This is a genomic window from Pseudomonas sp. GW460-LB5 (assembly GCF_059423245.1).
In genome coordinates, this window is sequence record NZ_JBWKXT010000007.1 from 106489 (window position 1) to 133167 (window position 26679).

Sequence of the window (26679 nt, forward strand, 5' to 3'; positions counted from 1 at the left end):
GGCTGGTATGTCCGAGCAGCAGCACGTCCGTGCGGATGGGACCGTGACGTTCCTTCCGCACCGGCTCAACCGCCATCCCGTTGTCGTGCGCGGCCTCACCGCCGACGAGCTGTGGATCTGCTGCGGCTTGTCCGGCGGCGCCGGCCTGCTGGTCGGCGCGCCGCTGTCGTGGGTGTTCCGCACGATCGCGCTAGCTCCCACGTTCGTCGTCCTGGGCGTGGCCTTGGGCGTGTTTATCGGCGGCGGCATTCTCCGCCGCCTCAAGCGCGGGCGTCCCGACACCTGGCTGTATCGGCAACTGCAATGGCGCATTGCGACACGTCATCCACTGATGGCGGGTTGGGTGGGCGGCCATGTGCTGATCTCACGTTCCGGCTTCTGGACCACCCGAAGGAGCGCGCGATGAGCCGCTTCAAGAACGAGATCACCCACCTGCAGGCGCACATCAAGACGCTTCGCCTGGGGACTGGTGCCCTGATCATCGTCGCCCTGGTCATGGGTGGCGGCTGGTGGAGCGCTCCGCGCGATCTGACCATCCACGTTCCGCCTGACCTGCGCTCCGGCAGTACCAGGAAGTGGTGGGAAGTGCCGCCCGAATCGGTCTATGCGTTCACGTTCTACGTGTTCCAGACGCTCAACCGCTGGCCGACGAATGGCGAAGAGGACTACGCGCGCAACCTCCACACGCTCTCGCCGTACCTCACCCCGTCCTGCCAGGCCTTCCTGCGCGCGGACTACGACTACCGCCGCAGCACGGGCGAGCTGCGCCAGCGCGTGCGCGGTATCTACGAAATCCCCGGCCGCGGCTACGGCGACGACCCCACGGCCCGCGTGCGCGTGGTTTCCGACCGCGACTGGGTAGTGACGCTGGACATCACCGCCGACGAGTACTACGGCGCCGAGCAAGTCAAGCGCGCTCTGGTGCGCTATCCCGTGAAGGTCACGCGGGTGGACGTCGATCCTGCCCGCAACCCGTTCGGCCTGGCGCTCGACTGCTATGAGGGCGCGCCCCAGCGCATCAGCACGCCGGAGCCGACGCGCCCGGCGTCTGGCGGCCTGTCTCCGCAAGCGCCTCAAGGAGAAATCCCATGAAGCATCCTGTACTCACGTTGCTGGGGCTGTTGGCAGTGGCCGCGGCTCCCGCTGTCCAGGCGGTGGAGATCCTGCGCTGGGAACGCATGCCGCTGGCGTTGCCGCTGAAGGTCGGCCAGGAGCGCGTCGTGTTTATCGACCGCAACGTCCGCGTGGGCGTGCCCGCGGGCGTCGGCGAGCGCCTGCGGGTGCAGAGCGCGGGCGGTGCGGTGTACCTGCGCGCCAGCGAGCCGATCGAACCCACGCGGCTGCAATTGCAGGACGCCGACACGGGCGCGCTGATCCTGCTGGACATTGCGGCGGAGCCAGCCAAGGACGGGGAAGCCGAGCTGGAACCAGTGCGCATCGTCGAGGGCAACAGCACCCCGGCGCGCTATGGCGATCAGCCCGGCGATGACAACGAAGCTCCGGCGCGCGCCCAGGACCAGGCCGGCGCGCGAGCGGCGCGACGCGAGACCCCGGTGCCGGTTGTCCTGACGCGCTTCGCCGCACAGAACCTCTACGCGCCGCTACGCACCGTGGAGCCGCTGCCGAGCGTCATGCGGGTGAACCTGCGCCGTGACCTCGACCTCGGCACGCTGATGCCGACGCTGCCCGTGCGCGCGGTCGCGCTCGCGTCGTGGCGTCTGGAAGACCAGTGGGTGACCGCCGTGCGCCTGACCAACAGCAGCAGCGGCTGGATCACCCTGGACCCGCGCGTGCTGCAAGGCGATTTCCTCACCGCCACCTTCCAACACGAGGCGCTTGGTCCCCGCGGGACGCCCGAGGACACGACCGTCCTGTACCTGGTGACGCGCGGGCGTGGCCTGGCGCAATCGCTGCTACCAGCGGTCAACCGCTTCGACCCGGCCGTGCATCTCCCACAACCGGAAGCCAGTTCCCAGGATGGCACCGACCGCAAGGAGGTCCGCCATGCGCAGTAATGGACTCCTGAAGTGGCTGATGATCCCGGTTGCCGTGCTGGTGCTGTTCGTCGCCATCCGGCTGTTCTCGGGTGGCAGCACTTCGGCACCACCGACCGCGGATGCCGGCGCCAAGCTCACTCCAGCGGAAATGAAGGCGCTGGGCATCGAGGGCGATACCCCGCGCGACACCGTGGCGACGCTCGTTGCTCAAGTGAAGCAGTTGCGCACCGAGCTTCAGACCGCGCTCTCGGACAACAAATCCCAGCGCGAAGAAAACCAGCGACTGCGCCAGCGCGAGAACTCCATTGACCAGCGCATCAATTCGGCCCTCGACTCCGAGCGCACTAACCTACGTCGCGACCAAGAGCAGGCAGCCAGCGCGCGCCAGCAGACCGAAGGGCTGCTTGCCGACCTGCAACGGCGCCTGGACAGTATCGGGGGACGTGGCGGCGGCCATGCCGACCTGCCGGTGGGTCTGGGGCTGCGTGACGGCGACGAGGCCGGCATGGAAGGCGGCGTGCGCTGGGTCGAACCCGACGATGCGAGGAAAGTCGAGGGGCGCAACAGCAGTCGTGGCACGGGTAGCGGCATGAGCTTCCCGACGAGCTTCGGCCCCGCACAGAGCACGTTGGAAACCACGGCGGAAACCGTGGCGAACGCAGGCGCACGCGCCGCAGGCGTGAAGAGCGCCAAGGCGGTCTATACCGTACCGACCAATTCGACGCTGATGGGGTCGGTGGCGATGACGGCGCTGATCGGCCGCGTGCCGATCGACGGAACCGTCAACGATCCGTACCCCTTCAAGGTGTTGGTCGGATCGGACAACCTGACCGCCAATGGCATCGACATTCCCGACGTGGCCGGTGCCGTGTTCAGCGGCACCGCATCGGGCGACTGGACGCTCTCGTGCGTGCGCGGCCAGGTACGCAGCATCACCTTCGTCTTCCACGACGGCACGATCCGCACCATCCCCGAAGACCGCGACGGCAACCAGCAGAACAACCAGCAGCAGAACTCTCAAAGTGGAGGCCTGGGCTGGATCAGCGACCCATACGGCATTCCCTGCGTCAGCGGGGAGCGTCGCAGCAACGCCCAGCAGTACCTTGGCTCGCAAGCCCTGATTACCGCCGCCGGTGCCGGCGTCGCCTCGCTGATCGACAGCGACAGCGGCCAGATGTCCTACGTCGGCGCCGACGGCTCCATCGGCAGCGTCGGCATCTCGGGCAATGAAGCCGTGGGCCGCATCCTGGCCGGTGGCGTGCGCGACATGGCCGACTGGGTGAACAAGCTATACGGCCAGGCCTTCGCCGCCGTCTATGTCCAGCCCGGCGCGAAGGTCGCCGTCCACCTCGAAAAGCCGCTTGCCATCGACTTCGATCCCGAAGGCCGCAAGGTCGATCACCGCGCAGGAGAAAGCCATGCTCTCGAACTTGAATAAGGGCCTGGCGCTGGCCCTCGCCGTCGCGGTGCTCGGCGGCTGTGCCACCAGCAAGGAAAAGCTGCTCCCGCACGGCGATAGCACGATGATGGACATCTGGCAGCAGAACGCCGGCGACGGCAGCGGTGGCGCCGGCCAGGTGGCGCGCAGGCAATTGCTCGATGCACGCCAGAGCCTGCGCCGGCCGCTGACCGAGGCCGACGTGGAGGCCGCACCCGCCGAACAGATGCGCTACACGCGCACGGCGCGAAACGAGGTCTATCGCCAGTTCCACCGCCTGCCGAACCCCGACCTTGTCATGTATGTGTACCCGCACCTGGCGGGTACCGACCCCGTGCCGGTTCCGGGCTACACGACAGTCTTCCCCCTGTACCAGCGCGTGCAGTACGCCATGCCGGGCGAGCGCGTGGAGGACTACTGATGCGCTGGAAACTCCCTTGGCCGAAGCTGGCTGCATCCGATGGTGGCAATGACGAGCAGCCGGACGGCTGGCAGCGCCACGTCGAGGCGTTGCGCCAGGCCGGCATCGCCGAACCCGGAGCGACGATCCAGGGCCGCAAGCCGGCGACCGTGGCGGACGAGCAGGCGCTGTACGACGTCGCGCAGTCGTTCGCGGAGCTGCTGCCGTGGGTGGAGTTCCTGCCGCCGTCGAAGTCCATGCTGCTGGAGGACGGGCAATCGGTCGCAGCCTTCTACGAGCTGGTCCCGCTGGGCACCGAAGGTCGGGAGCCTGGCTGGCTCGCGCATGCCCGCGACGCGCTCGAAAACGCGCTCCAGGATTCGTTCGATGAGCTGGACGAGAACCCCTGGGTGCTCCAGCTCTACGCCCAGGACGAACCCAGCTTCGACCAGTACATGCAGACCCTGCGCAACTACGTGCAGCCGCGCGCTCGCGGCACGGCCTTCACCGAGTTCTATCTTCGCTTCTTCGGCCACCACCTGCGCGCGGTGGCCAAGCCCGGCGGCCTGTTCGAGGACACGGTGGTCACGCGGTTGCGCTGGCGCGGCCAGACGCGGCGCGTGCGCATGGTGGTCTATCGCCGGGCCACCGGTCAGGCGAACCGCCGTGGCCAGACACCCGAGCAAATGCTGAACATCGTCTGCGATCGCCTTTGCGGCGGCCTGGCGAACGCCGGCATCCAAGCCCGGCGCATGGTCGCGGCCGATGTTCACGACTGGTTGCTGCGGTGGTTCAACCCACGCCCCACGATGCTCGGGCCAAGCGCTGAGGATCGAGAGCGCTTCTATGCGCTGGCCCGCTATCCCGACGAGGTGGAGGAAGGCGAGATCGAGCTGGCGAGTGGTCGGGATTTCAGCCAACGGCTGTTCTTCGGTCAGCCTCGCTCCGATGCCGGGCACGGCACCTGGTACTTCGACGGCATGCCGCACCGTGTGCTGGTCACCGACCGACTACGCATGCCGCCCGGTACGGGACACCTGACTGGCGAAACCCGCAAGGGGGATGCGATCAACACGCTTTTCGATCAGATGCCCGAAGACACCACGATGTGTCTGACCATGGTGGCGACGCCCCAGGACATCCTCGAATCGCACCTGAATCACCTGGCTAAGAAGGCTGTCGGCGAAACACTGGCATCGGAGCAGACGCTCAAGGATGTGCAGGAGGCGCGCTCGCTCATCGGCAGCGCGCACAAGCTCTACCGCGGCACGCTGGCCTTCTATCTGCGCGGACGCGACGAAGCCGAGCTTGACAGGCGCGGCCTGGACCTCGCCAACGTGATGCTCAACGCGGGGTTGCAGCCCGTGCGCGAGGACGATGAAGTCGCGCCGCTCAACAGCTACCTGCGCTGGCTACCGTGCTGCTACAACCCTGCGCAGGATCGGCGGAACTGGTTCACCCAACTGATGTTCGCCCAGCATGTGGCGAATCTCTCGCCGGCGTGGGGTCGCAGCCAGGGTACGGGCCATCCGGGCAACACGTTCTTCAACCGCGGTGGCGGGCCGATCACGTTTGATCCGCTGAACCGCTTGGACAGGCAGATGAACGCCCATCTGTTCCTATTCGGCCCCACCGGCTCGGGCAAGAGCGCAACGCTCAACAACCTCTTGAATCAGGTCACGGCCATCTACCGGCCGCGGCTGTTCATCGTGGAAGCCGGCAACAGCTTCGGTTTGTTCAGCGACTTCGCCAAGCGCCTGGGTCTGACCGTAAACCGAGTCAAGCTGGCTCCTGGCTCAGGCATCAGCCTGGCGCCGTTCGCCGACGCTCGCCGGCTGATCGAAACGCCCAGCAACGTGCAGACGCTTGATGCCGATGCACTGGATGAAGAATTGCCAGCCGATTCCTCGGTCATGGAGGAGGACGAGCAGCGCGACGTGCTGGGTGAACTGGAGATCACGGCACGGCTGATGATCACAGGCGGCGAGGACAAGGAAGAAGCTCGGATGACGCGGGCCGATCGCTCGCTGATCCGCCAGTGCATCCTCGATGCCGCCGAGCACTGCGTGGCCGAGAAACGCACGGTGCTCACGCGCGACGTGCGCAACGCGCTGCGCACGCGCGGCCAGGACCCGACGCTGCCCGAGATGCGGCGCGTGCGGCTGCTGGAGATGGCGGACGCGATGGACATGTTCTGCCAAGGCACGGACGGCGAGATGTTCGATCGCGATGGCACGCCGTGGCCCGAGGCCGACATCACGCTGGTGGATCTCGCGACCTATGCTCGGGAGGGCTACAACGCGCAGCTCTCCATCGCCTACATCAGCCTGATCAGCACGGTGAACAACATCGCCGAGCGCGACCAGTACCTGGGCCGTCCGATCATCAATGTGACCGACGAAGGCCACATCATCACGAAGAACCCGCTACTCGCGCCCTACGTCGTAAAAATTACAAAAATGTGGCGCAAGCTAGGGGCCTGGTTCTGGCTGGCTACACAAAATATCGACGATCTGCCGCGTGCCGCGGAGCCCATGCTCAACATGATTGAGTGGTGGATCTGCCTGTCGATGCCGCCCGATGAGGTCGAGAAGATCGCACGCTTCCGCGAACTCTCACCCGCGCAGAAAGCGCTGATGCTTTCTGCGCGCAAGGAGGCGGGGAAATTCACCGAGGGCGTCATCCTCTCCAAGAGCATGGAAGTGCTGTTCCGCGCCGTGCCGCCCAGCCTGTACTTGGCGTTGGCGCAGACCGAACCCGAAGAGAAGGCCGAGCGCTACCAGCTCATGCAGCACTACGGCTGCACCGAACTGGAAGCGGCCTTCAAGGTGGCCGAGAAGATCGACCAGGCGCGCGGCATCGAGTCGCCGGCCCTGGAACTGTCGTAAGACGGAGAACGCCATGGAACAGAAACGTCCTTCCATTCCGATGCAGGTCCAGGCGTTCCGCCGCCGCAACGGGCGGCCCCGCTGGCCCTGGGCATTGGCTGCTGTGCTGGTCGCGCTGCTGCTGATCTGGCTTGTGTCGAGGTCGCCCGGCGAATCCCCGCCGCAGCCGCCCACGCCGGTCAGCATGGCACCGGTGGCCGGGCCGCCCTGGCTAATGGGCAACCCCAAAGGCCGTTTCACGCTGACGCTCTATGCTGACCTGGAGTGCCCGTTCTGCCGGGAGTATTTCCCGCAGCTCAAGCGGTGGGTGGGCACCAACGCCGACGTGGCGCTGCAATGGCACCACCAGCCGCTGGCCGCGCACGAGCCGGCTGCGTCGGCCGAGGCACGTCTGGCCGAATGCGCAGCCGAATCTGGCGGGCATGCCGCGTTCTGGCAGGCGGTCGAATGGGTCTATGCCCACACGCGCAGCGACGGCCAGGGCTTGCCGGATGGCTTGCGCTACCCCGAATCGACGCCAGCCATCGAGCAGTGCATGTCAAGCGAAAGACCCAGTGCGGCTATCCGCGCCCAGGCTGCGGAAGCCACCAAGAGCGGCGTAACCGCCACTCCATCACTGCGCCTGCTCGATCGCCAGACGGGCCAGGCCATCCTGCTGCAGGGACCGATCGAGGGCGACGCCTTGTTGTCTGCCATGGACATGCTGGCGGCTGATGGTCCGACCGGCACACCCCCATCCGAAATGCCTGCCGACGTCGTCGGCGACATGCCCAGGTAGCCCCGGTCTTCATGGCTACGGCGCAGTCCGCTGCGCTGACCGCAACCCGTTCGCCTCGCATCCTGGTCGCGAACGATCACCGCTGCCGCGGTGATGGATGCACCTTGTTCGTTCCCCAGGAGGGCTTGCCCTCCCAGGGCGCGCGCCCTCCGATCTCACCGTCTGGAGGTTCGCCATGTCTTTCGTCGTCAACGACTCCTGCCTGGAGTCGCTTTCCGCCACCGCTGCCCAACACGAGGACTGGATCATCCAGCAAGCCATCGTGCTGCTGGAGAGGCGGGTTTTCAAAGCTGGACCGTGCCTCAGCCGACCGGCCGCTGTGCGGGACTACCTGCGCCTGAAACTGGTCGCTGAGCCCAACGAGATATTCGCCGCTGTGTTCCTGAACAGCATGAACCAGGTGCTGGCCTACGAGCCGCTGTTCAAGGGCACGATCAACGCGACTTCGGTCTATCCACGTGTCGTCGTACAGCGTGTGCTGGAGCTGAATGCCGCCGCGGTGGTCTTCGCCCACCAGCACCCCTCGGGCATCTCCGAACCGTCGAGCGCGGATCGCATGCTGACCCAGCAACTGCAGGCCGCGCTGGCGCTCATCGATGTGCGGGTACTGGACCACATCATCGTCGGCCAGGGTTCCCCGTTCTCCTTTGCGGAGTCCGGCCTGCTGTAACGGTCGCATTGCTTCATTGATCCTCGCGGAGGCTTCGGCCTCCGTTTTTTTATTGGCGCGGGACAAGCAGGTATGCGGGCAGCCCGCGATGCGCATTGTTTGTTGGGGTGGCATGAGGTTCGCGTTTGACTATGGCCCTGATCAACTTTCGGGGCACGCGACATGCCGGCATCCTTTTCCACGTTCGCGTCGGGCTGGCGAACCCTTGGCCTGGTTGTGGCGCTGCCGGCGTCCCTGGCCGTGTTCAGCCCCGTCATCTTCGCGGCCGACGTATTGGTCGTCACCGACAGCCACCACCCGGTCAAGACCATGGGCGGCGAGCGGCTGATCGAGCTGGACGAAGCCCGCCGGATTGAAGCGGAGCTTTCTGCTGAACTGCCCGCCGCCCCCGAACAGGCGGCGGCCACCGTCAAGCGTCGGCTGAACCAAGGCGGCGCCGACCTACAGCGCCGCATCGCTTCCGCATACCAAGGCGTCACCGACGCATGGAGCCTGGGCATCACCAGCATCCCGGCTGTCGTGGTGGATCAGCGCTACGTGGTCTATGGCGAGCCGGATGTGGCGCGCGCCGTCGCGCGCATTGAGCAGCGTCGGAGGGCCCAGCCATGAAGCGGCCATTCGACCTTATGCGCCGCATGCGGGCTGGCGTGGCTTCCTTGCTGCTGCTCAGCGCCACGGGTAGCTACGCCTTGAACACCACCGCCATCGTTGCCTCGGTGGCCTCGCCCGATTGCTTGGAGTACCGGGTGGTGGGTATCTGCTACTGGCTCTACTGCACCTGGGGAGGCTGCACGGTGCGCACCTCTGTCAAGGTGCGCCACTACATTCCCGATGCGGTCGTCTCCAGCTACAGCAACACGGGCGAGAACCCGTGGGTCGAAGTCCGGGCGATGAGTACGGCCAACCCGTCCGCCCAAGCGGGCGGCGATGGAACGACGAACGAGGATCACGAAAACAATCTCGCGAAATTCAAGAACGCCGACGTGATCGGCCATCCCGGCGTCGAGGTGTTCAACCAGTTTGTTTCGTCCTCGGGCTACTTCTGCGAGGGCGCGGGAACGGCATTCATGCCGTATCTGCTCAGCACCTTGGACACGCTTGCCTGGCGCTACAACGTGCCCGAGATGGCCTACCCGGAGGCATTGATTCCCGGCATGCGCGAGGTCGGCGCACGCACCACGATGAACCTTTGGGGCAACGTGTATCCCCGCGGCGGCTTCCTACACCAGACCGACGACCACAAATCGGGAGCCGTGGTGGCCCAGCGTGCGGGCGATGTCGTCACGCGCCGCGGGCAGTTGCACGTGTACCAGCCGCTGCTTGCCAATGCCCGCGATGGCTACTGGCCCGCCGGCGCGCTGATGGAGGGTGATGCCTCGACTGGCAAGTGGCAGGAACTCACGCCCGTCCTGTCCTCGTCCTGCACGGTTTTCCCACGCACCGGCTTCCTGACCCAGGCCCAGCAAGGCGACTACGCCTGGGCGCTGTGGCGGCCGTATGCCTGCTGCGAACGCCGTGGACAGGTGTTCCTTGGCAGCGTTGATTTCCTTTGAGGTGTCGCGATGAAGCGTTCCGAATCTATGCAGTTCTCCCCACCGGCTCGTGGCAAGAGGATCTGTTTGGCGCTTACCGGCGCGTTGGTTCTGGCAAGCGGCGTGGCCTGGGGCCAACTGGGCTACCAGACCAGCGGCAACGTCATCGGCGATGACGTCATGTATTCCATCGGCGGCGGCAGCGCCGTTTCGATGGGTCGCGCAGCCGGCATGCGCTCGCTCGGCGTGGGTGTCGGCTGGAACAGCAATCTGATCTGCGGCGACATGAGCATCCAGACCACGTTGAAGAATCAACTCAACGGTGTCACCAATGGCTTTCAGCAGATCATGTCCTCGGTGATCCAGAGTGCTACGAGTGCTGTGGCGTCCCTGCCGGCGTTGATCATCCAGCGGGCAGATCCAGGCCTCTACAACCTGCTCACCAACGGCGTTCTGCAAGCGCGGCTGGATTTCGACCGCTCGAAGCTGACGTGCCGCGCCATGGCCGAAAAGATGGCCGAAACGGCGGGCGGCCAACTCGGCTGGAGCCAGATGGCCGAAGGCATGGCGTTGCGTGATGCAGTGTCGAGCACGGATGCCGTCTCGGCCATCGAGCAGGCCGAGACGCGCCGTGGCAACGATGGCGTGCCCTGGGTCGGGGGAAGCAATGCCGGCGGCTCCGGTCAGCCCGCGATCAAGGTGGTCGGTGACGTCACCCGCGCGGGCTACAACCTGGTCAATGGCCGCGGGGTGACCGACACGTCGGCAATCGCTCCGGCCAGTTGCACGAGCCTGTCGTGCCAAACCTGGACCACGCCGCAGGCGGCCATCGAGTGGGCAACACGGGTGCTCGGCGAGAAGGAGCAGCGCACCTGCGACGCCTGCACCAAGACGGAGACGGTGCCCGGCGTCGGGCTGACGCCCCTGATCCAGGAGGAGTACGACGCCAAGCTGCAGGCGCTCCAAGACCTGGTATCCAAGGCGAAGAACACGACGCCCGAAAACCTGCGGGAGGCCGGCAGTGCGTCGCTGCCCATCACGCGCGGCGTGGTCGAGGCACTGCGCGACGAGCCGGATCAGCACCTCCTGTCGCAGCGCCTGGCGTCCGAGGTTGCGCTGGCGTCGGTGCTGGAGAAGGCGCTACTGCTGCAACGCACTCTGCTGACCGGCAAGAAGGAACCCAACGTGGCGGCCAACCAGCTCGCCGTGGAGGCGGTGAACCACGAGAGCGACACGCTCGATCGCGAGATTCGCAACCTCAAGACCGAGCTGGAGCTGCGCCGGGAGCTGGCGAACAACTCGCCCATGGCGATCATCCAGCGCCACGGCACGCGCGCGGCGGGCTCGCGTGGCATCTACGAAGGCGATCCAGTGCCTGACCGCCTCGATCAGTTGCAGAAGGGCAATCCGGGAGGCCGGCCATGAGCCTGATGCGTGCGACCTGGCTGCGCCCGCGCTGGCTGTTCAGCCGGCGCGCAGCGAAGGCGCTGCTGTGGACGGTGGTACTCGCGGCCGTCGCCGTGAGCGCCAACATCGTTGGCATCTACCTCGTCGGAAGCGTCGCGGGCTGGGAGCGTTGGCTGGCGGCAGCAGCGGGCTACTTCCTGGTCTGGCGGCTGTGCCTGTATGGCGCGACGGCCTACGGCTGGGTCTGGATGCGTCGCCGGCTGCTTGCGCGTGAGGACGACGCGCAAGCGCGGCGCCGCCTGGTGCGCAGCGAGATCGCCGGCGTCGTTGCCATCGTGGCGCTTGAAGCCAGCCTGTTGATGCAGGGTTGAGGGGAGGGCCGAGCCATGACGCTTTTCACGACCGACTACCTGGAGTACTACCTGACCCTGGTGTCCTGGATCGTCAACAACGGCATCTGGGCGGTACTGGTATCCAGCGGGGTATTCGCACTGCCCTTCGTGACGATCATCGTGCAGGAATGGCTCAAGGCCCGTGCGGAGGGTGCCGACGAAGGCAACAAGGGCGTGCTCTCGGCCGCACGCATCGAGAACCGGGTGTTCGTCGCCATCGTAGTGGTGATGTTCGCCGGCATCCCCTTCATCGACGTGGATCTCAACACCATTCAGTACGACAGCTCGCGCTCGGCCCAGTGCCAGGTCAACGTGCCGCAGCCCACGGATACCGGCTGGTCCCAGTCCTTCAGCACCATCAACAACCAGAGTGCCAAGGTGCCGGTCTGGTGGGCCTTCATGCACGCGCTCTCGCGCGCCGTCACCAGCGCCTCGGTGGCGGCAATTCCGTGCGGGACAGACCTACGACAGATGCGCATGGAGATCGACGCTACCCGCATCAACGACCCAGTTCTGGCTCAGGAAGTGGCCGATTTCACACACGACTGCTACGGACCTGCACGCGCTAAATTGTTCATGGCGCGGCCGGAGCTGGACGAAGCTCAAATGAACGACGTGACCTGGATCGGTTCGAGGTTTTTCACGGATACCGGCGGCTACTACGACAGCTACCGTTCCAGCACGGCGCGCGAGTCATGGCCCTATGACGACACCCGCGACGCAGGGCTTGCGCAGGTGGCCAGTGGCGGCGGTTACCCGACCTGCAGGCAGTGGTGGGCCGATGGCAGCAACGGCCTGCGGGCACGGCTGCTGAGCCAGGTGGACCCCAGCCTGTTGAATCGCTTGGCGGGCTGGGCCGGGTTCCTGAGCCGTACCGAGGTGGACGATTCGGTGGTCCGTACCATCGCGTCACCGCGACAGCAGAAGCTCAACCAGGGTTCGGTCTATACCGACTACGGCGGCCAGATCGACAAGACCCTGCCGAACATCGTGACGCGGGCCACGGGGGATGTAGGAATGGCGGTCGGGGCACTTGCCGCATTTCCCGCCATGGACGTGGTGCGCCAGGCGCTGCCCATGGTGCTTGCCTTGCTCAAGATGGCACTGGTCATCTGCATCCCGCTCGTACTGGTCGTCGGAACCTATGACCTGAAGACGGTCGTCACCGTCAGCGTCGTGCAGTTCGCGCTGTTCTTCACCGATTTCTGGTTCCAACTCGCACGCTGGATCGACAGCACCATCCTCGATGCGCTCTATGGGTGGGGCTTCGGCTGGAACCGGCCACACACTAACTTCGATCCACTGGTGGGGCTGAATAATGCCTTTGGCGACCTGCTCCTGATGTTCGTCATGGGCACGATGTTCCTGGTCTTGCCGGGCTTTTGGCTTGCGAGCCTTACCTGGGTTGGGATTCGGGCCGGGCACGTCATCCAGGGGCTTTCAGATGGCAGCAAGAGCGCCGGCCAAGCAGGCGGTAAGGGCGCTGGGGCCCTTACCGGAGGTAAGCTGAAGTAGCGCGGTGCCGATCAGTCGTCGGTGTACAACTCGTGCGACGTATCGTTGTACAGATTGGGATCGTAGCCGGGTGTCTTGCGCAGTTCGGTGAGGTCGGTGAACGGCCACTCGTCTTCTTCCGAGGTATTGGCAGCCGCCGCCCATCCCGCCACCACGACTCCCAGCAACACGAGTGCGAACCAGAAGGCGGCGTAGAGCAGCGCGCCCAGCACAGCCAGCTTGACCGCCCACAGCAGCACTGTGACACCAACCGAAGGCACCCCTGTGGCCACCAACCAATTCGATACCCGCCGTTCGCCACGCGCATAGGCACGCCATCCACGGCCAAAGGCGCGGCCGATACGTTCTGCGGTGCTGGTGCGGGTTGTGGTGTTCATGGTCGTCTCCTGCTACTGAGGAATGCCTATTCCAGTGTGCTCCACTTCATTCCGTTTCGGGCTTCCAATGTGTCTTCTCGCTGCTTCAGGACGCTTCGTCATCCGGTTCTATCGGGCCGGGGTCGGGTTCCACGCCGATGCGGTAGGTGGCAACGAAACGCGGCCAGTCCACATGGTCAACCAGATCGATGTCCTCGATGACGCTGACCTTCGTTTCCGCACGCTCGAACAGGGCGATGCTCTTGGCGGGATAGTTGTTGCGCGACGGATAGAGTACCCCGTCAAACAGAGGTTGGCCGTCGTCGCCGACCATCGCATGCACATGAGCGGACACCTGCTGCGTGTGCGTGTAGCCACGGCTGGCCAACTGCTCCAGGTTCAGGCCAAAGTAGCCCGCCATGACGCCTGGTGCCGTGAGATCGGCCAGAAGCACGTCGGCCATCACCCCTACGGCGCGCACCATCCTGCCCTGGACTTCTTTCAATGCGATCGAGCGCTTCGCGTCATCAAGCCACTGATGCTTGTGAAACACCGACTCCATCAGCGCCGTGGGCAGGTCGCGCCCCAGGTAGAGCACGCCGTAGGTTCGGGCAGGGTCGTCGTAGCGATTGGTGCTGCTGCGACCATAGTACAGCGGGCTGCCCCGATAGACGACGCGGCTCACATGCTGGAGCAGTTCACCGGCATCGATCAGGAACGAAGGCAGCTCGTGGCTCATGGCAGTCTCGCTTCAATGCACCTGAACGCCCAGCACGTTGAACACGGCCTCGGCCACGTCGTCGATCGTGCCATGCGTCACCGCATCCACCGGCGAGCGACCGCCCAAGCCTTCGAGCGGTTCGGACAGTGCGCGGTAGATCGTCCAGTGATCGATACCCTCGACCTCCTGAAGCACGGTTTGGGTCAACTGCTGTTTCACCGGGTCGAGCTGCCAGTCGGGCAGCTTCTGACCGCGTGGCCCCACGTTCAGCGCCAGCAGCCGACGCGCGAGGATGTCCTTGTAGATCTGCTGGCGCGACTTGTCCGCCAGCTTGGCGAACTCCGCGGGCGGCAGGTTGTGCGGCTGGTTGAAGGTTTCCAGCAGCACGGCACGGCCTCGCTGGACGTCGGTTTCATTCGGTGCCCAGCGCGTGTCGGCGCGCAGCGCGGCCGCCTTGCGTGCAAGGGCCTGCCCAACGGTCTCCCCCTGCAAGTTGGCGGGCAGTGTCACCGCTTCCACGCGCTCGTGGACGAACGCCTGCAACTCGGCCGCGAAAGCCGTGGCATCCCGGATTTCGACGGTATCCGCGAAGCGGCGTACATCTTCCACCGTGACGCGCGGCAGACGGTCGGCAATGAATTCAATGGCAGTGGGCATGGTCATCTCCCGAGTAGGTTTGAGACAGGCTTCACTCTAGTCGCCTTTGTCGCGTTTGTCAACTTTGACGCCTAGAGAGCAACGTACCCGGCGGAAGCAGCGCCTTCGCAGCATAGACCGAGGCCAGCGCCTGGTCGCCGTCCAATGCATTCGAGCGGGTTCCACATTGACGGTGGAGCCGCGGTCCAGGCCCCGCTATACCGAAACGGTTAAAGGCCAAAGGGTCGAAATGGCAAGGGAATGGGGTGCAAGGGGAAAGGCCCTACCTCGAAAAGGCCAAAAGGCCTCCCGGTCGGCCCGTCATTAGGACACCTCACATGCTCTCCCTGTTCCAGCGAAAACGGCCCCCGGTCGCTGCCGCACCGACGCCACCACCCGTCACCGACCTCCCGAAAGGGCTGCTGCGTCCTGAGTCGGCCGCATCGCTGCTGGCCACCCCACGCCGGCAGAAGCTGCTGGAGCACATCTGGCAGCGCACGTCGCTCTCACACCGGCAATTCGCCACCCTGTACCGCACGCCCCTGGAACGCTACGCCGAACTGGTCCAAGCCTTTCCGGCCTCCGAGGCGCATCACCATGCCTATCCGGGCGGCATGCTCGACCACGGCCTGGAGATCGTGGCCTACAGCCTGAAACTGCGGCAGTCCCATCTGCTGCCCATCGGTGCCAGTCCCGAAGACCAGGCGGCGCAGTCCGAAGCCTGGACCGCCGCCGTCGCCTATGCTGCGCTGCTCCACGATATTGGCAAGATCGCCGTCGATCTACACGTCGAACTGGCCGACGGCAGTACTTGGCATCCGTGGCATGGCCCGCTGCACCAGGCGTACCGATTTCGCTACCGTGACGACCGCGAATACCGCCTGCACAGCGCTGCAACAGGCTTGCTCTATCGCCAACTGCTCGACCGCCACGTCCTGGACTGGCTCAGCGACTATCCGGCTCTCTGGGCACCGCTGCTCTATGTGCTGGCCGGTCAGTACGAACATGCCGGTGTACTAGGGGAACTCGTCGTGCAAGCAGACCGGGCGTCGGTGGCCCAGGAGCTGGGCGGCGATCCGGCGCGCGCCATGGCCGCGCCCAAGCACGCACTGCAACGCAAGCTGCTGGACGGGTTGCGCTACCTGCTCAAGGAACAGTTGAAGCTGAACCAGCCGGAAGCCTCCGATGGCTGGCTCACCGAGGATGGTTTGTGGCTGGTGAGCAAGACGGTCTCGGACAAACTGCGCGCACACCTCCTGTCTCAGGGGATCGATGGCATTCCTGCGAACAACACCGCCGTGTTCAACGTACTGCAGGACCACGGCATGCTCCAGCCCACCTCGGACGGCAAAGCGGTCTGGCGCGCGACCGTCACCAGCACGACCGGCTGGTCCCATTCGTTCACCCTGTTGCGTCTCGCTCCCGCGCTGATCTGGGAGTCTGGCGAGCGACCAGCACCTTTCGCAGGCACGGTAGAGATCGACGCGACGCCCGCGGAAAACGACGCCAGCATGTCGGCTCCCGCGCCAACCGTCTCGGTGAACCCAGCGCAGGGAGGTCAAGAGCCTCCAATTTGGGAGGACGACAGCACCACCATCGTTTCACCGCCCGCGGCCCAGCCCGTGCCCGACGTCATGGAGGACTTGCTCGCGATGGTGGGCTTGGGTGAGTCGGCCGGCGTTGGTCAGGATGCCGAAGAGTTCCTCCACCCTCCCGCGCCAGCAACAGCCGCGACGTCCATTCCATCACCTGTACCCGCGCCTACGCCTGGGTCATCGGCAACGAAGCCATCCGCGGAACAGTTCATGGTTTGGCTGAAGCAGGGAATCACCTCACGACGGCTCATCATCAATGACGCGAAGGCGCTCGTGCATACGGTGAATGACACGGCCTACCTGGTCAGCCCGGGTGTGTTCCAACGCTATGCGCAGGAGCATCCCGAAGTGGCCGCGCTCGCCAAGCAGGAGAATCAACAGGATTGGCAGTGGGTGCAGAAGCGCTTCGAGAAGCTGCAGCTACATCGCAAGCACCCCAATGGCCTGAACATTTGGACCTGTGAGGTCACGGGCCCGAGGAAGTCCCGCCGACTGCATGGCTACCTCCTTGAAGATGGGTCCTTGGCATTCCCCGAAATACCGCCCAACAATCCCTATCTTGCTCTGACTCAGGAAGGATGACGCGATTCGGGCATTGATCGCCACCGTCGTTTGGCGACGATCAATACCCCGCGAAAGCTGGCAACATTTGGCGAACTGAGCTACTCGGCCCGCGCCAACTCCTGCGCAAGGAACGGAGCGGTTCGGCTGCCAGACGTTCGGGCCACCTGCTGAGGGGAGCCCGCCACCACGATGCTGCCGCCGGCAGCGCCTGCACCAGGCCCCACGTCGATCACCCAATCGGCCTGAGCCACCGCGCGCATATCGTGCTCGATCATCACCACGGTGTTGCCGGCATCGACCAGGCGCTGCAACTGCACCAGCAGCCGGTCGGCATCCGATGCATGCAGCCCGGTGGTTGGCTCGTCGAGCACGTACAGGCTTCGGCCGCGCTGGCTGCGCTGAAGCTCGGTCGCCAGCTTGATGCGCTGCGCCTCGCCACCGGAAAGTTCCGTGGCCGGTTGCCCCAGGCGCAGATAGCCCAATCCGATATCGCGCAGCAATTGCAGGGGCCGGGCCACGGCGTCTTCACCCGCAAAGAATTCGCTGGCTTCGTCCACGGTCATCTGCAGCACCTCGGCGATGTTGCGCCCGTTCCATCGCACCTTCAGCGTGGCCTCGTTGTAGCGTGCGCCATGGCACGTCGGACACGGGGCGTACACGCTGGGCATGAACAGCAACTCCACACTGACGAAGCCCTCGCCCTCGCAGGTCTCGCAACGCCCCTTAGCCACGTTGAACGAGAAGCGCCCGGCGTCATAGCGGCGGCGTCGCGCATCGGGCGTGGCGGCGAACAGCTTGCGCACGTGGTCGAACAGGCCGGTGTAGGTGGCCAGGTTGGACCGGGGCGTGCGCCCGATCGGCTTCTGGTCCACCTGCACCAGGCGCTGTATGGCGTCCACGTCGCCCGCCAGATGACCGCCAGTCGCTTCGATCACTGCCGGCCCTTCGCTGGTGGCGCTTTCGGCCGCGTCGTCCTCGGGCTCGTGGCCCAAGTGCAGTAGCACCAGCTCCGGCAGCGCCTGCGCGACGAGGCTGGACTTGCCCGAGCCGGAGATGCCGGTGACGGCCGTCAGCACGCCCAGCGGAATGCGTGCGTCCACGCCATGCAGGTTGTGACGATGAATGCCCTGAAGCTCCAGCCAGCCGGTCGCTTCGCGTGCCCGGCTTCCCGGCGCGGCGATTTCGTCGAACAGATAGCGGGCGGTGCGCGATTCGGCAATCTTGCGCAGGCCGTCCGGCTCGCCGCTGTAGAGCACGCGGCCGCCACGCTCCCCGGCATCCGGCCCCACATCCACCAGCCATTGCGCGCGGCGCATCAGGTCCAGGTCGTGCTCGACCACGAACACCGAGTTGCCGGCGTCACGCAGCCGGTCGAGCGCGTCGTACAGCGCCTGGCTGTCGGAGGGGTGCAACCCCGCCGAGGGCTCGTCGAGCACGTACACAACACCGAACAGCAGGGAACTCAATTGCGTGGCCAGCCGCAGGCGCTGCAACTCGCCGGCCGAAAGCGTCGGCGTGGCCCGGTCCAGCGTCAGGTAACCCAGGCCCAGCCCACGCAGTTGACGCAGGCGCGCCATCACACCGCCGGCCAGGCGCTGCGCGGCGAGGCGCTTTTCTTCCGACAGCGCGGAGGTGCGGCGCACGTCGGGCGATACCGCATGGACGGCACGGCCGGAGGCCGCGCGTTCGGCACGGTCGCGTCGGGTCGCTTCCTTGTCCGTAGCCTCCCCCGCTGCATGGGCGCGGAAATCGCCCTGGGCAATGGGTTCGAGCAAGGCAGCCAACTGGTCCAGCGGCATCTGCATGAACGCGCCGATGTCCACGCCGGCGAAAGTGACCGACAGCGCCTCGGGCTTGAGCCGCTTGCCGTGGCAGGTGGGGCACGGCTTGCCCTCCATGAACCGGGACACGCGCTTTCTCATCAGTGCGCTTTGGGTATTGGCAAAGGTGTGCAGCACATACCGCCGGGCGCCGGTGAAGGTGCCCATGTAGCTCGGCTCCATCTTGCGCTTGAGCGCGACGCGAGTTTCGGCGGGCGTGAAGCCGGCGTACACCGGCACTGTCGGTGTTTCCTCGGTGAACAGAATCCAGTCGCGATCCTTCTTCGGCAGGTCCTTCCACGGTCGGTCAACGTCGTAGCCCATGCTGACCAGGATGTCGCGCAGGTTCTGGCCTTGCCAGGCGGGGGGCCAGGAGGCGATCGCCCGCTCGCGGATGCTCAGGGAGGGATCGGGCACCATGATGGCCTCGGTCACCTCGTACACATGGCCCAGGCCGTGGCAGGTCGGGCACGCTCCCTGCGGCGTGTTGGGCGAAAAATCCTCGGCGTACAGCATCGGCTGGTTGGCTGGGTAGGCGCCGGCGCGCGAATACATCATCCGCACCAGGCTGGACAGGGTGGTCACACTGCCCACGGAGGAACGCGCGTTGCTGGAGCCCCGCTGCTGTTGCAACGCCACCGCCGGCGGCAGGCCGTCGATCGCATCGACGTCCGGCACGCCGGCCTGGTCGATCAGGCGCCGCGCATAGGGGGCCACCGACTCGAAGTAGCGCCGCTGCGCCTCGGCGTAGATGGTGCCGAAGGCCAGCGAGGACTTGCCGGAGCCGGAAACGCCGGAGAACACCACCAGCGCGTTACGCGGGATGGAAACGTCCACCTCTTTGAGGTTGTTCTCGCGCGCGCCGCGCACTTCCACCATGCCGCTGGCCGCAGCCGTACAAGAGGATTCACCGAAAGAATTGTTTGGCATGTTTTTATCCTGTAGTTCGTCCCGCTCAGGACGGGACTTCCTGAGTTCGGGGGCCGCGGCGACTGGCTTCGAGCGCCGCGGTGACAGTGCGGGCGTCGTAGCTGCCGCGCAGACGACGACCCTCGACGAAGAACGTCGGCGTGGCGTGCGCACCGCTGGCGACCGCACTGGCGAGGTCGCGCTCGACACGCTCGATCACCGCGGTGCTGTCGAGATCCGCGATGAACCGTTCGACGTCGAGCCCAAGCTCGGCGGCGTAGCCGATCAGATGCTCGCGCTCCAGCGCATGCTGACGGGTGAACACGAAGTCCAGCCACGGCCAGAACATCCCCTGGTTCGCCGCTGCCTCGGACGCCCGCGCGGCAATCGGCCCGTGCGGGTGGTGCGGCAGATGGCGCACCACATACCGCAGGTCGTCCCCGAAGTGGGCGCGCAGATCGTCCCACGAACCGGTGGCGTGCGCACAGTACGCGCACTCGAAGTCCACGTACTCGACGAGTGTGAGCTGGGCGTCCTCCGGCCCGCGGATGTGATCGATCTCCGGATCGACCGGTGGCTCAAGCACCATCGGCAGGTCAGCGGTCTTCTCACCCCACCGCTGGGCGGCGACCTTGAAGATCAGCCACCCGAGCAACGTGGCGAACACCATCGACACGAGCACGCCGACCGTCGCCTGGCGGCCCAGGTCGGAGGTCGTGCCGAACGCGAGCCCGATGATCAGCAGCGACACGGTGAACCCGATCCCGGACAGTGCCGCACCACCGAACACGCTCCCCACCCCGACGCCCTCGGGCAGCCGGCCCAGGCCGAGACGGACGGCGACGAGAGTGATGAGCCCGATGCCCAGGAGCTTGCCGAGCACGAGCCCTGCGATGACGCCCCACGTGACTGGCGAGCCGAAGGCCTCGGCGAGCAGCCCGCCACGCACGTCCACTCCGGCGTTCGCCAAGGCGAACACCGGCACGATCAGCAGCGCCGTCGGCAGCCGCAGGAACTCGTGCAATCGCTCGTTCACCGAGATACCCCGGGACAGCCCGCAGTCCACCGCGCGGGCCGATGCGGCACTCGGAGACTGCCAGAAGTCGCGGAACAGTTGTTTTGCCGCGACGACCTTGTGACGTTGCGTCGCGTAGGCGGGGATCAGCAGCCCCGCGGCCATCCCGGCGAGAGAGGCATGGATGCCGGAGTACACGGTTGCGAGCCACAGCACGATCACGATCAGCACATACGGCATTGCCCGCCACTGGCGGGTGCGCCCTAGCCACCACAACGCAACGAGACTGGCGAGGGCGATCAACAACGGGACGATCCGAATCTCCTCGCTATAGACGATGCCGATGATGGACACGGCGAGGAAGTCATCGACCACGGTCAGGGTGAGCAGGAACACGCGCAACTGACCGGATAGCCGCGGGCCGACGATCGCCAGGGTGCCCAGCATGAATGCCGTATCGGTGCCGACCACCGCCCCCCACCCGTGCAGGCCCTCACTTCCGGCCAGCCCCACGATCAGGACATACACCAGCGCGGGAAGCACGACACCTGCGACACCCGCGATCAGAGCGAGACGGGCACGGCTGCGGTCCCTGAGCGATCCGTGGGCAAACTCCTGACGCACCTCCAGGCCGATCAGGAAGAAGAAGACCACCATCAGGCCGTCGTTGACCCAGTGATGCAGATCCATGTGCAGGCCCAGCGGCCCGAAGTCAAACCCGACGTCCAGGTGCCACAACGCGAAATAGGCATCGGATAGCGGCGAGTTCGCCCACGCCAGCGCCACGACCGTGACGATCACCAGCAGCACCGCAGCACCAGACTCCGTGCGCAGATAGCGGGCAACGCGTCCCCGGCTGATATTCGCCGAGGATGCACCGAAAGAAGTGGCTGACATGTTCTTATCCTGTTCCTGTAGTTCGTGAAGTCGCGATGAGCCGGTTTCGGAGGCGACCGGTCAGGCGTCCGCCTCTGGCAGCGTCCCATCATCCAGCGAGCGCAGCCAAGTAAGCCTTTCTCCCAGCCTGCGCTCAACACCTCTGTCCGTTGGCTGATACCAGCCCGGCCGCGCCACGCCCTCGGGAAAGTAGCTTTGCCCAGCGGCATAGCCGTTGGGCTCGTCATGGGCGTAGCGGTAGCCTTCGTGATACCCCATCTGCTGCATCAGCTTCGTCGGCGCATTGCGAAGATGGAGAGGCACAGGCAGGGAGCCGCTGTTCTTGACGAAGGCCTTCGCCTTGTTCCAGGCGGCATAGGCAGCGTTCGACTTGGGGGCGGCAGCAAGGTAGGTCGCTGCGTGGGCAATCGGTATTTCGCCTTCGGGGGAACCCAGCCTCTCATAAGCCAGCGCGGCATTGAGCGCCAGTTGCAGCGCCTGCGGGTCGGCATTGCCGATGTCTTCGCTGGCCACTACCACCATGCGGCGGGTCACCTGGCTGACGTCGCCGCTACCGTCGAGGATGCGGGCCAGCCAATACAGGGCCGCATCAGGGTCGGAGCCCCGTAGCGACTTGTGGAAGGCTGAGAGCTGCCAGTAGAACTCGTCGCCGCCCTTGTCGAACCTGCGCAGCGATGGACTGGTGGACAGCCTGGCGAACTCGCCATCGACCACGGTCTTGCCAGCGCCCGACGCAGCATTCGTCACCTGCTCAAGCAGATTGAGGAAGCGCCTGCCATCGCCATCGGCAAAGCCCTTGAGCAGATCCAGCGCGTCCGCGTCCAACGTGACGCCCTGGAGATGCGGCAGTGCGCGTTCGTAGAGCTGGTTCAGTTCGTCGCCGGACAGCGGTTCGAGGGTATAGACCTGCGCGCGCGAGAGCAGAGCGGAATTGACCGCCAGCCCCGGATGCTCGGTCGTCCCCCCCACCAGGGTCAGGAGCCCCGACTCGACATGGGGCAGTAGGGCATCCTGCTGCGCCTTGTTGAAGCGGTGGATCTCATCGACGAAAAGCACCGTCGATCGACCATGGTTGTCCAGTTCTGCCTGGGCCTCGTCGATGGCTTGCCGGATGTCCTTCACCCCGGCAAGCACGGCCGAGATGGCGATGAATCGGCTGTCGGTCGCACTGGCGGCCAGGCGCCCCAAGGTGGTCTTGCCCACGCCTGGCGGCCCCCAGAGGATGAACGAGTGCAACTTGCCCGCCTCGAACGCGAGACGAAGCGGCTTGCCGGGGCCGAGCAAGTGCCGTTGCCCGACGAATTCATCCAGCGTCTTGGGCCGCAGGAGTTCGGCCAAGGGAGGCTTGGGCTTTGTCGTGAATAGATCGGTCAAGTTCCTCTCCCTGGCATTTCTAATAGTTGACGTTCCGATAAGGTGGGCACCTCAATCCAGAGAGCCGGATTTATCCAACGCCGTGGGCTCTTTGTCGCTAATCGCATGCATGATGATGCGAGAGCCGCGGTAGCCGATGCTATGGTTCCATACCCAGCTCAACGCGACGCTGAGACGATTTCGCGTACCGATCAGAAAGTAGATATGCGCGAGCTTCCAGATCCACCACGCAAAGGCTCCACGCAGCTTAACCCGCCCCATGTCAATTACGGCCAGGCTGCGGCCGATGGTGGCCAGGTTCCCCTGATGCCGGTATTTGAAAGGCCCGTCAGCGAGCTTGCCTTTCAAACGCCGTCCAATGAGGTTGGCGACGTACTTGCCTTGCTGTTTGGCGGCGGGGGCGATGCCCGGTACGGACTTCCCATCGGCCATGGTGCACGAGGCGGTATCGCCGATGGCGAAGACCTCCGGGCGGCCGGCCACCGTCAGGTCGGGACCAACGACCACTCGACCCGCACGATCAGACGCAGCACCCAGCCAGCGGGCCGCGGGAGACGCCTGGACCCCGGCGGCCCAGACGATGGTCTTGGCCGAAAGGGGCTTGCCGCCATACACCACGCCGTCGGCCGAGCATTCGGTGACCGGCGTACCCAGCACGACCTCGACCCCGAGCTTTTCGAGTGCTTGGCGCGTATAGGCCGACAGATCCTCTGGAAAGACGGACAACAGACGCGGGCCCGCCTCGATCAGTACAACCCGCGACGTGCTCGGGTCAATCGAGCGGAAGTCACGCGCCAGCGTGTCTCGCGCCAGCTCGGCGATGGTTCCGGCCAATTCAACCCCGGTGGGACCACCACCGATGATGACGAACGTCTGCAGCGCGGCACGCTGCTGAGGATCGCTCGTGCGCTCGGCCTCCTCGAAGGCCGCGAGAATTCGGCCTCGAATGGTCGTGGCATCTTCCAGCGTCTTCAACCCCGGCGCGAAAGCCCCCCATTCGTCGTGTCCGAAATAGGCATGGGTAGCACCTGTCGCGAGTACGAGCGTGTCGTAGGTTTGGCGCGAGCCATTGTTGAGAATGACCTGACGCGCGTCCTGGTCGATACCTTCCACTTCCGCCATCAAGGTGTTCACTTCCGGGCGATTGCGGAAGAGATAGCGAATAGGCCAGGCGATCTCGGATGTCGAAAGTGACGCCCCTGCAACCTGGTAAAGCAAGGGTTGGAACAGGTGATGATTGCGCCGATCGATGATCGTCACATCGACCTCGGCACCAGCAAGCTGGTTGGCAACCTCGATCCCGCCGAAGCCCGCTCCGATAATGACGACGTGATGTCGATTTTTGGAGGTCTTTGTCATGACCTGATCTCCTCTCTCTCAGCGTTTCAGCGCCGATGCGTGGTGTGCCATATGCTCGCCAATGAAACTGGCAATGAAGTAGTAGCTGTGGTCGTAGCCCGGGCGCAGATTCAACGTGAGCGGGTGTCCCGTCTCGTCGCAGGCTTTGCGCAGCAGATCGGGCTGAAGCTGACTCTCCAGGAACTCGTCGCCCAAGCCCTGATCCACCAGCAGCGGCAGACGCTCCTGCACGGTGCGAATCAGCTCCACGGTGTCGTACTGCTTCCACGCCTCCCGGTCGCTACCCAGATACGCCTCGAAGGCCTTGTGTCCCCAGGGAACCTGGGTGGGAGCGACGATGGGCGAGAAGGCCGAGACGCTGCGATAACGGCCCGGGTTTCGCAGGGCGATGACCAAAGCACCGTGTCCCCCCATGGAGTGGCCGCTGATGCTCCGCTCCGCTGTCACGGGAAAGTGGGCCTCGATCAGCGCCGGTAGTTCCTGCACGACGTAGTCATACATCCGATGATTCGCAGCCCAGGGTTCCTGTGTGGCGTTGACGTAGAAACCCGCCCCCTGTCCGAGGTCATAGGCGGGATCGTCGGCAACGCTTTCGCCGCGAGCGCTGCTATCGGGCGCGACGACGGCAATGCCATGTTCGGCTGCGTAGCGCTGGACGGCGGACTTGGTGATGAAGTTCTGCTCGGTGCAGGTGAGGCCTGAAAGCCAGTACAGCACCGGCACCTTGCCGTGCTGTGCCTGCGGAGGCAGATAGACGCCGACTTTCATCGTGCAACCGAGCGTCGTGGATTCATGCTGATAAACGTCCTGCCAACCATCAAAGCTGGCGTGATGTTCGATGCGTTCCATGGTGTTCTCCTATGTTCAAAGGAACGGCGCAGCTCTCGCGCGCCAGGACGGCAGCTCGTCAGGAAGATTTCTCTTCCGCTGCCGTGTCGCCGTGGGCGTGTCTGATCCTGCGCACGATCCACCAGATCGTCAGCATCACCGCAGGCACCAGAACCGCCATCACCGGCGCCACGCTGTCGTGAACCATCGGAATGCCCTTGAGCAAGTAGCCGAGAAGACTCACGACGTAATAAGAAATTGCCGCGACCGAGAGGCCTTCGACGGTTTGCTGAAGGCGCAATTGCATCTTGGCCCGGTTGTTCATCGAAGCCAGCAGATCGCGGTTCTGGCGTTCAAGCTCGACGTCGATCCAGGAACGCAGCAACGCGATGGCCCGGGTCAGCTTGTCGGAGAGCTTGGTCTGGCGCTCCTTTACGGATTGGCATGTCCGCATGGCGGGAGCGATGCGACGCTGCAGGAAATCCGCCCAGGTGCAGTACCCGGATACGGCCTCTTCCGCAAGCGCTGCCAGCCTTTCCTCGACGATCTCGTAGTAGGCACGGCTGGCGCCGAAGCGATAGAGATTCGCCGCAACGCCAGCTTCCAGCTCGGCAGCCAGGCCGGTCAATTCGGACAGCAGCACGTCGCTGTCGCGCCGTTCCACCAAGCTCGTACACATCTCGTCGGTGATCGCCGCAAGGCGCGACTCCATGCGTCGCAGTTCCGACGTCATCGATCGTGTCAACGGCAGGGACAGCAACGCCAAGGTGCGGTAAGTCTCGATCTCCAGCAGACGTTGAGCCAGCGCACCCGCCCGCGCCGGGGTCAAATCGCGGGCCAGGACGAGGATCTGCGTCAGGCCATCCGCATCCTGTCGGAAATCGGTCAGGATGGCGGCAGAGCCGTTCTCCACCAGCGAGTAGCACAGGCTGGCAGGATCGAAGCGATCGACCTCCTTCTCCGTTTCCGGCGTCCACGGAAGAAGTCTCAAACGGATGCCGGATACGACCGGGCCGGGAGGAACAAATCCATGCTTGAACGGATTTTCGCCGCACGGCTCTCCCGTCTCGGAATCTAGGGAAGCGCACCAGAGATACGTCGAGAACTCGGTGTGCTTTTCGCAGTGCAGGTCTCCTTCATCCCATGTCACACCGTGGAGCGGCGTAGCATGGTCGGGCTCGGCAACGCCGAAGCGATGAGACAACTCGCTCATCGCCATCTGATCCCTGGCCTGGTCGCCTTCGGTCATGAAAGCGAGCTGCAATATGCCGCGAGGGGCCTGAATCAAGAGATGCGGGCGCGCATGCACTTCCCCCACGGCGGCAGCACGATCGGTGTAGGCCGGCATGCCGTACACGGTGGCGGTCGGGGCAGGTTGTACGGTCGTCGTATTGATGTTGGCCGGCTCTTTCATAACGACCTCATTTCTTCTTGGTTGAAAAACACGCTTCAAAGCAAATGCCCGCAGCCATGCGTTTCGCACATGGCTGCGGGCCGATCTTCATGAGTAGGCACCGCTCTACACGGTCCGTCTAATAGGCTCGCCGTGTAGAGGCTTGTGCTGACCCTTTCAGAACGCCCTCAGCTT

23 protein-coding genes are annotated in these 26679 nt (G+C 65.0%); 14 read left to right on the forward strand and 9 right to left on the reverse strand.

Annotated features, from left to right (window positions below; all coding sequences use genetic code 11):
- The first annotated feature begins 7 nt into the window (after positions 1–7).
- The 13 genes from AC07XM_RS07135 (at position 8) to AC07XM_RS07195 (ending at position 13017) form a co-directional block, all read left to right on the forward strand.
- The gene (locus AC07XM_RS07135; protein ID WP_023093436.1) at positions 8–406 is read left to right on the forward strand and encodes a TIGR03750 family conjugal transfer protein; all 399 of its coding nucleotides are present in this window, start codon (positions 8–10) and stop codon (positions 404–406) included.
- Positions 403–1092, forward strand: a complete 690-nt coding sequence (locus AC07XM_RS07140; protein ID WP_023093435.1) for a PFL_4703 family integrating conjugative element protein — start codon at positions 403–405, stop codon at positions 1090–1092. The genes AC07XM_RS07135 and AC07XM_RS07140 overlap by 4 nt, the downstream gene beginning before the upstream one ends.
- Positions 1089–2015: a TIGR03749 family integrating conjugative element protein gene (locus AC07XM_RS07145; protein ID WP_023093434.1), complete on the forward strand. Its 927-nt coding sequence runs from the start codon at positions 1089–1091 to the stop codon at positions 2013–2015. Before AC07XM_RS07140 ends, AC07XM_RS07145 begins: the two co-directional genes overlap by 4 nt.
- Positions 2005–3435 carry a TIGR03752 family integrating conjugative element protein gene (locus AC07XM_RS07150; RefSeq protein ID WP_023657222.1) on the forward strand — a complete coding sequence of 477 codons (1431 nt, stop codon included), beginning with the start codon at positions 2005–2007 and terminating at the stop codon, positions 3433–3435. The genes AC07XM_RS07145 and AC07XM_RS07150 overlap by 11 nt, the downstream gene beginning before the upstream one ends.
- The gene (locus AC07XM_RS07155) at positions 3416–3856 is read left to right on the forward strand and encodes a TIGR03751 family conjugal transfer lipoprotein (protein WP_009459662.1); all 441 of its coding nucleotides are present in this window, start codon (positions 3416–3418) and stop codon (positions 3854–3856) included. The genes AC07XM_RS07150 and AC07XM_RS07155 overlap by 20 nt, the downstream gene beginning before the upstream one ends.
- Positions 3856–6723: a conjugative transfer ATPase gene (locus tag AC07XM_RS07160; protein WP_023093432.1), complete on the forward strand. Its 2868-nt coding sequence runs from the start codon at positions 3856–3858 to the stop codon at positions 6721–6723. The genes AC07XM_RS07155 and AC07XM_RS07160 overlap by 1 nt, the downstream gene beginning before the upstream one ends.
- A gap of 13 nt (positions 6724–6736) precedes the next feature.
- On the forward strand, positions 6737–7501 hold the full coding sequence (locus tag AC07XM_RS07165) for a DsbA family protein (protein ID WP_023093431.1): 765 nt from the start codon (positions 6737–6739) through the stop codon (positions 7499–7501).
- Between the two features lie 175 nt (positions 7502–7676).
- Complete coding sequence (locus AC07XM_RS07170; RefSeq protein ID WP_023093430.1) at positions 7677–8171, forward strand: JAB domain-containing protein; 495 nt, start codon at positions 7677–7679, stop codon at positions 8169–8171.
- Between the two features lie 162 nt (positions 8172–8333).
- Entirely contained in the window at positions 8334–8780 is a 447-nt protein-coding gene (locus AC07XM_RS07175; protein ID WP_023093429.1) for a TIGR03757 family integrating conjugative element protein, read from the forward strand.
- Positions 8777–9724, forward strand: coding sequence for a TIGR03756 family integrating conjugative element protein (locus tag AC07XM_RS07180; RefSeq protein ID WP_023093428.1), 948 nt, complete (start codon positions 8777–8779; stop codon positions 9722–9724). The genes AC07XM_RS07175 and AC07XM_RS07180 overlap by 4 nt, the downstream gene beginning before the upstream one ends.
- Before the next feature lie 9 nt (positions 9725–9733).
- Positions 9734–11128, forward strand: a complete 1395-nt coding sequence (locus AC07XM_RS07185; protein ID WP_023093427.1) for an integrating conjugative element protein — start codon at positions 9734–9736, stop codon at positions 11126–11128.
- Positions 11125–11481, forward strand: a complete 357-nt coding sequence (locus AC07XM_RS07190) for a hypothetical protein (protein WP_023093426.1) — start codon at positions 11125–11127, stop codon at positions 11479–11481. Before AC07XM_RS07185 ends, AC07XM_RS07190 begins: the two co-directional genes overlap by 4 nt.
- 15 nt (positions 11482–11496) lie before the next feature.
- A complete protein-coding gene (locus tag AC07XM_RS07195) occupies positions 11497–13017 on the forward strand; it encodes a conjugal transfer protein TraG N-terminal domain-containing protein (protein ID WP_023093425.1) in 1521 nt (506 codons plus the stop codon).
- An 11-nt stretch (positions 13018–13028) separates the two neighbouring features.
- Here AC07XM_RS07195 and AC07XM_RS07200 read toward each other — a convergent pair whose 3' ends face one another.
- From AC07XM_RS07200 to AC07XM_RS07210, 3 genes are all read right to left on the reverse strand, one after another.
- Positions 13029–13394, reverse strand: a complete 366-nt coding sequence (locus AC07XM_RS07200) for a DUF3742 family protein (protein ID WP_023093424.1) — start codon at positions 13392–13394, stop codon at positions 13029–13031.
- A gap of 85 nt (positions 13395–13479) precedes the next feature.
- Positions 13480–14112 (reverse strand): RES family NAD+ phosphorylase, encoded by a 633-nt coding sequence (locus AC07XM_RS07205; RefSeq protein WP_023093423.1) that lies wholly within the window; start codon positions 14110–14112, stop codon positions 13480–13482.
- 12 nt (positions 14113–14124) lie between these two features.
- A complete protein-coding gene (locus AC07XM_RS07210; protein WP_023093422.1) occupies positions 14125–14751 on the reverse strand; it encodes a hypothetical protein in 627 nt (208 codons plus the stop codon).
- 317 nt (positions 14752–15068) lie between these two features.
- Between AC07XM_RS07210 and mobH the strand changes: the two genes are divergently transcribed.
- A complete protein-coding gene (gene mobH, locus AC07XM_RS07215; RefSeq protein ID WP_023093421.1) occupies positions 15069–16907 on the forward strand; it encodes a MobH family relaxase in 1839 nt (612 codons plus the stop codon).
- 80 nt (positions 16908–16987) lie between these two features.
- Here mobH and AC07XM_RS07220 read toward each other — a convergent pair whose 3' ends face one another.
- Genes AC07XM_RS07220 through AC07XM_RS07245 form a run of 6 tightly spaced genes read right to left on the reverse strand, consistent with a single transcriptional unit; the run spans position 16988 to position 26505 of the window.
- The gene (locus AC07XM_RS07220) at positions 16988–19639 is read right to left on the reverse strand and encodes an excinuclease ABC subunit UvrA (RefSeq protein WP_023093420.1); all 2652 of its coding nucleotides are present in this window, start codon (positions 19637–19639) and stop codon (positions 16988–16990) included.
- Between the two features lie 25 nt (positions 19640–19664).
- Positions 19665–21530, reverse strand: coding sequence for a Na+/H+ antiporter NhaA (gene nhaA / locus AC07XM_RS07225; protein ID WP_023093419.1), 1866 nt, complete (start codon positions 21528–21530; stop codon positions 19665–19667).
- 60 nt (positions 21531–21590) lie between these two features.
- Positions 21591–22904, reverse strand: a complete 1314-nt coding sequence (locus AC07XM_RS07230; protein ID WP_023093418.1) for a replication-associated recombination protein A — start codon at positions 22902–22904, stop codon at positions 21591–21593.
- Between the two features lie 51 nt (positions 22905–22955).
- Positions 22956–24263, reverse strand: a complete 1308-nt coding sequence (locus AC07XM_RS07235; RefSeq protein ID WP_023093417.1) for an NAD(P)/FAD-dependent oxidoreductase — start codon at positions 24261–24263, stop codon at positions 22956–22958.
- Between the two features lie 18 nt (positions 24264–24281).
- Positions 24282–25112 carry an S-formylglutathione hydrolase gene (gene fghA, locus AC07XM_RS07240; RefSeq protein ID WP_023093416.1) on the reverse strand — a complete coding sequence of 277 codons (831 nt, stop codon included), beginning with the start codon at positions 25110–25112 and terminating at the stop codon, positions 24282–24284.
- Between the two features lie 58 nt (positions 25113–25170).
- Positions 25171–26505, reverse strand: coding sequence for a DUF3422 family protein (locus AC07XM_RS07245; protein WP_023093415.1), 1335 nt, complete (start codon positions 26503–26505; stop codon positions 25171–25173).
- Between the last annotated feature and the right edge of the window lie 174 nt (positions 26506–26679).

Bases quoted from the DNA above. Each gene is read 5' to 3' on its own strand.
- fghA (WP_023093416.1), bottom strand. From the start codon at position 25,112: ATGGAACGCATCGAACATCACGCCAGCTTTGATGGTTGGCAGGACGTT.
- mobH (WP_023093421.1), top strand. From the start codon at position 15,069: ATGCTCTCCCTGTTCCAGCGAAAACGGCCCCCGGTCGCTGCCGCACCG.
- AC07XM_RS07245 (WP_023093415.1), bottom strand. From the start codon at position 26,505: ATGAAAGAGCCGGCCAACATCAATACGACGACCGTACAACCTGCCCCG.
- AC07XM_RS07160 (WP_023093432.1), top strand. From the start codon at position 3,856: ATGCGCTGGAAACTCCCTTGGCCGAAGCTGGCTGCATCCGATGGTGGC.
- AC07XM_RS07165 (WP_023093431.1), top strand. From the start codon at position 6,737: ATGGAACAGAAACGTCCTTCCATTCCGATGCAGGTCCAGGCGTTCCGC.
- AC07XM_RS07200 (WP_023093424.1), bottom strand. From the start codon at position 13,394: ATGAACACCACAACCCGCACCAGCACCGCAGAACGTATCGGCCGCGCC.
- AC07XM_RS07210 (WP_023093422.1), bottom strand. From the start codon at position 14,751: ATGCCCACTGCCATTGAATTCATTGCCGACCGTCTGCCGCGCGTCACG.
- AC07XM_RS07205 (WP_023093423.1), bottom strand. From the start codon at position 14,112: ATGAGCCACGAGCTGCCTTCGTTCCTGATCGATGCCGGTGAACTGCTC.
- AC07XM_RS07180 (WP_023093428.1), top strand. From the start codon at position 8,777: ATGAAGCGGCCATTCGACCTTATGCGCCGCATGCGGGCTGGCGTGGCT.
- AC07XM_RS07185 (WP_023093427.1), top strand. From the start codon at position 9,734: ATGAAGCGTTCCGAATCTATGCAGTTCTCCCCACCGGCTCGTGGCAAG.
- AC07XM_RS07170 (WP_023093430.1), top strand. From the start codon at position 7,677: ATGTCTTTCGTCGTCAACGACTCCTGCCTGGAGTCGCTTTCCGCCACC.
- AC07XM_RS07235 (WP_023093417.1), bottom strand. From the start codon at position 24,263: ATGACAAAGACCTCCAAAAATCGACATCACGTCGTCATTATCGGAGCG.
- AC07XM_RS07195 (WP_023093425.1), top strand. From the start codon at position 11,497: ATGACGCTTTTCACGACCGACTACCTGGAGTACTACCTGACCCTGGTG.
- AC07XM_RS07135 (WP_023093436.1), top strand. From the start codon at position 8: ATGTCCGAGCAGCAGCACGTCCGTGCGGATGGGACCGTGACGTTCCTT.
- AC07XM_RS07220 (WP_023093420.1), bottom strand. From the start codon at position 19,639: ATGCCAAACAATTCTTTCGGTGAATCCTCTTGTACGGCTGCGGCCAGC.
- AC07XM_RS07155 (WP_009459662.1), top strand. From the start codon at position 3,416: ATGCTCTCGAACTTGAATAAGGGCCTGGCGCTGGCCCTCGCCGTCGCG.
- nhaA (WP_023093419.1), bottom strand. From the start codon at position 21,530: ATGTCAGCCACTTCTTTCGGTGCATCCTCGGCGAATATCAGCCGGGGA.
- AC07XM_RS07190 (WP_023093426.1), top strand. From the start codon at position 11,125: ATGAGCCTGATGCGTGCGACCTGGCTGCGCCCGCGCTGGCTGTTCAGC.
- AC07XM_RS07140 (WP_023093435.1), top strand. From the start codon at position 403: ATGAGCCGCTTCAAGAACGAGATCACCCACCTGCAGGCGCACATCAAG.
- AC07XM_RS07145 (WP_023093434.1), top strand. From the start codon at position 1,089: ATGAAGCATCCTGTACTCACGTTGCTGGGGCTGTTGGCAGTGGCCGCG.
- AC07XM_RS07175 (WP_023093429.1), top strand. From the start codon at position 8,334: ATGCCGGCATCCTTTTCCACGTTCGCGTCGGGCTGGCGAACCCTTGGC.
- AC07XM_RS07150 (WP_023657222.1), top strand. From the start codon at position 2,005: ATGCGCAGTAATGGACTCCTGAAGTGGCTGATGATCCCGGTTGCCGTG.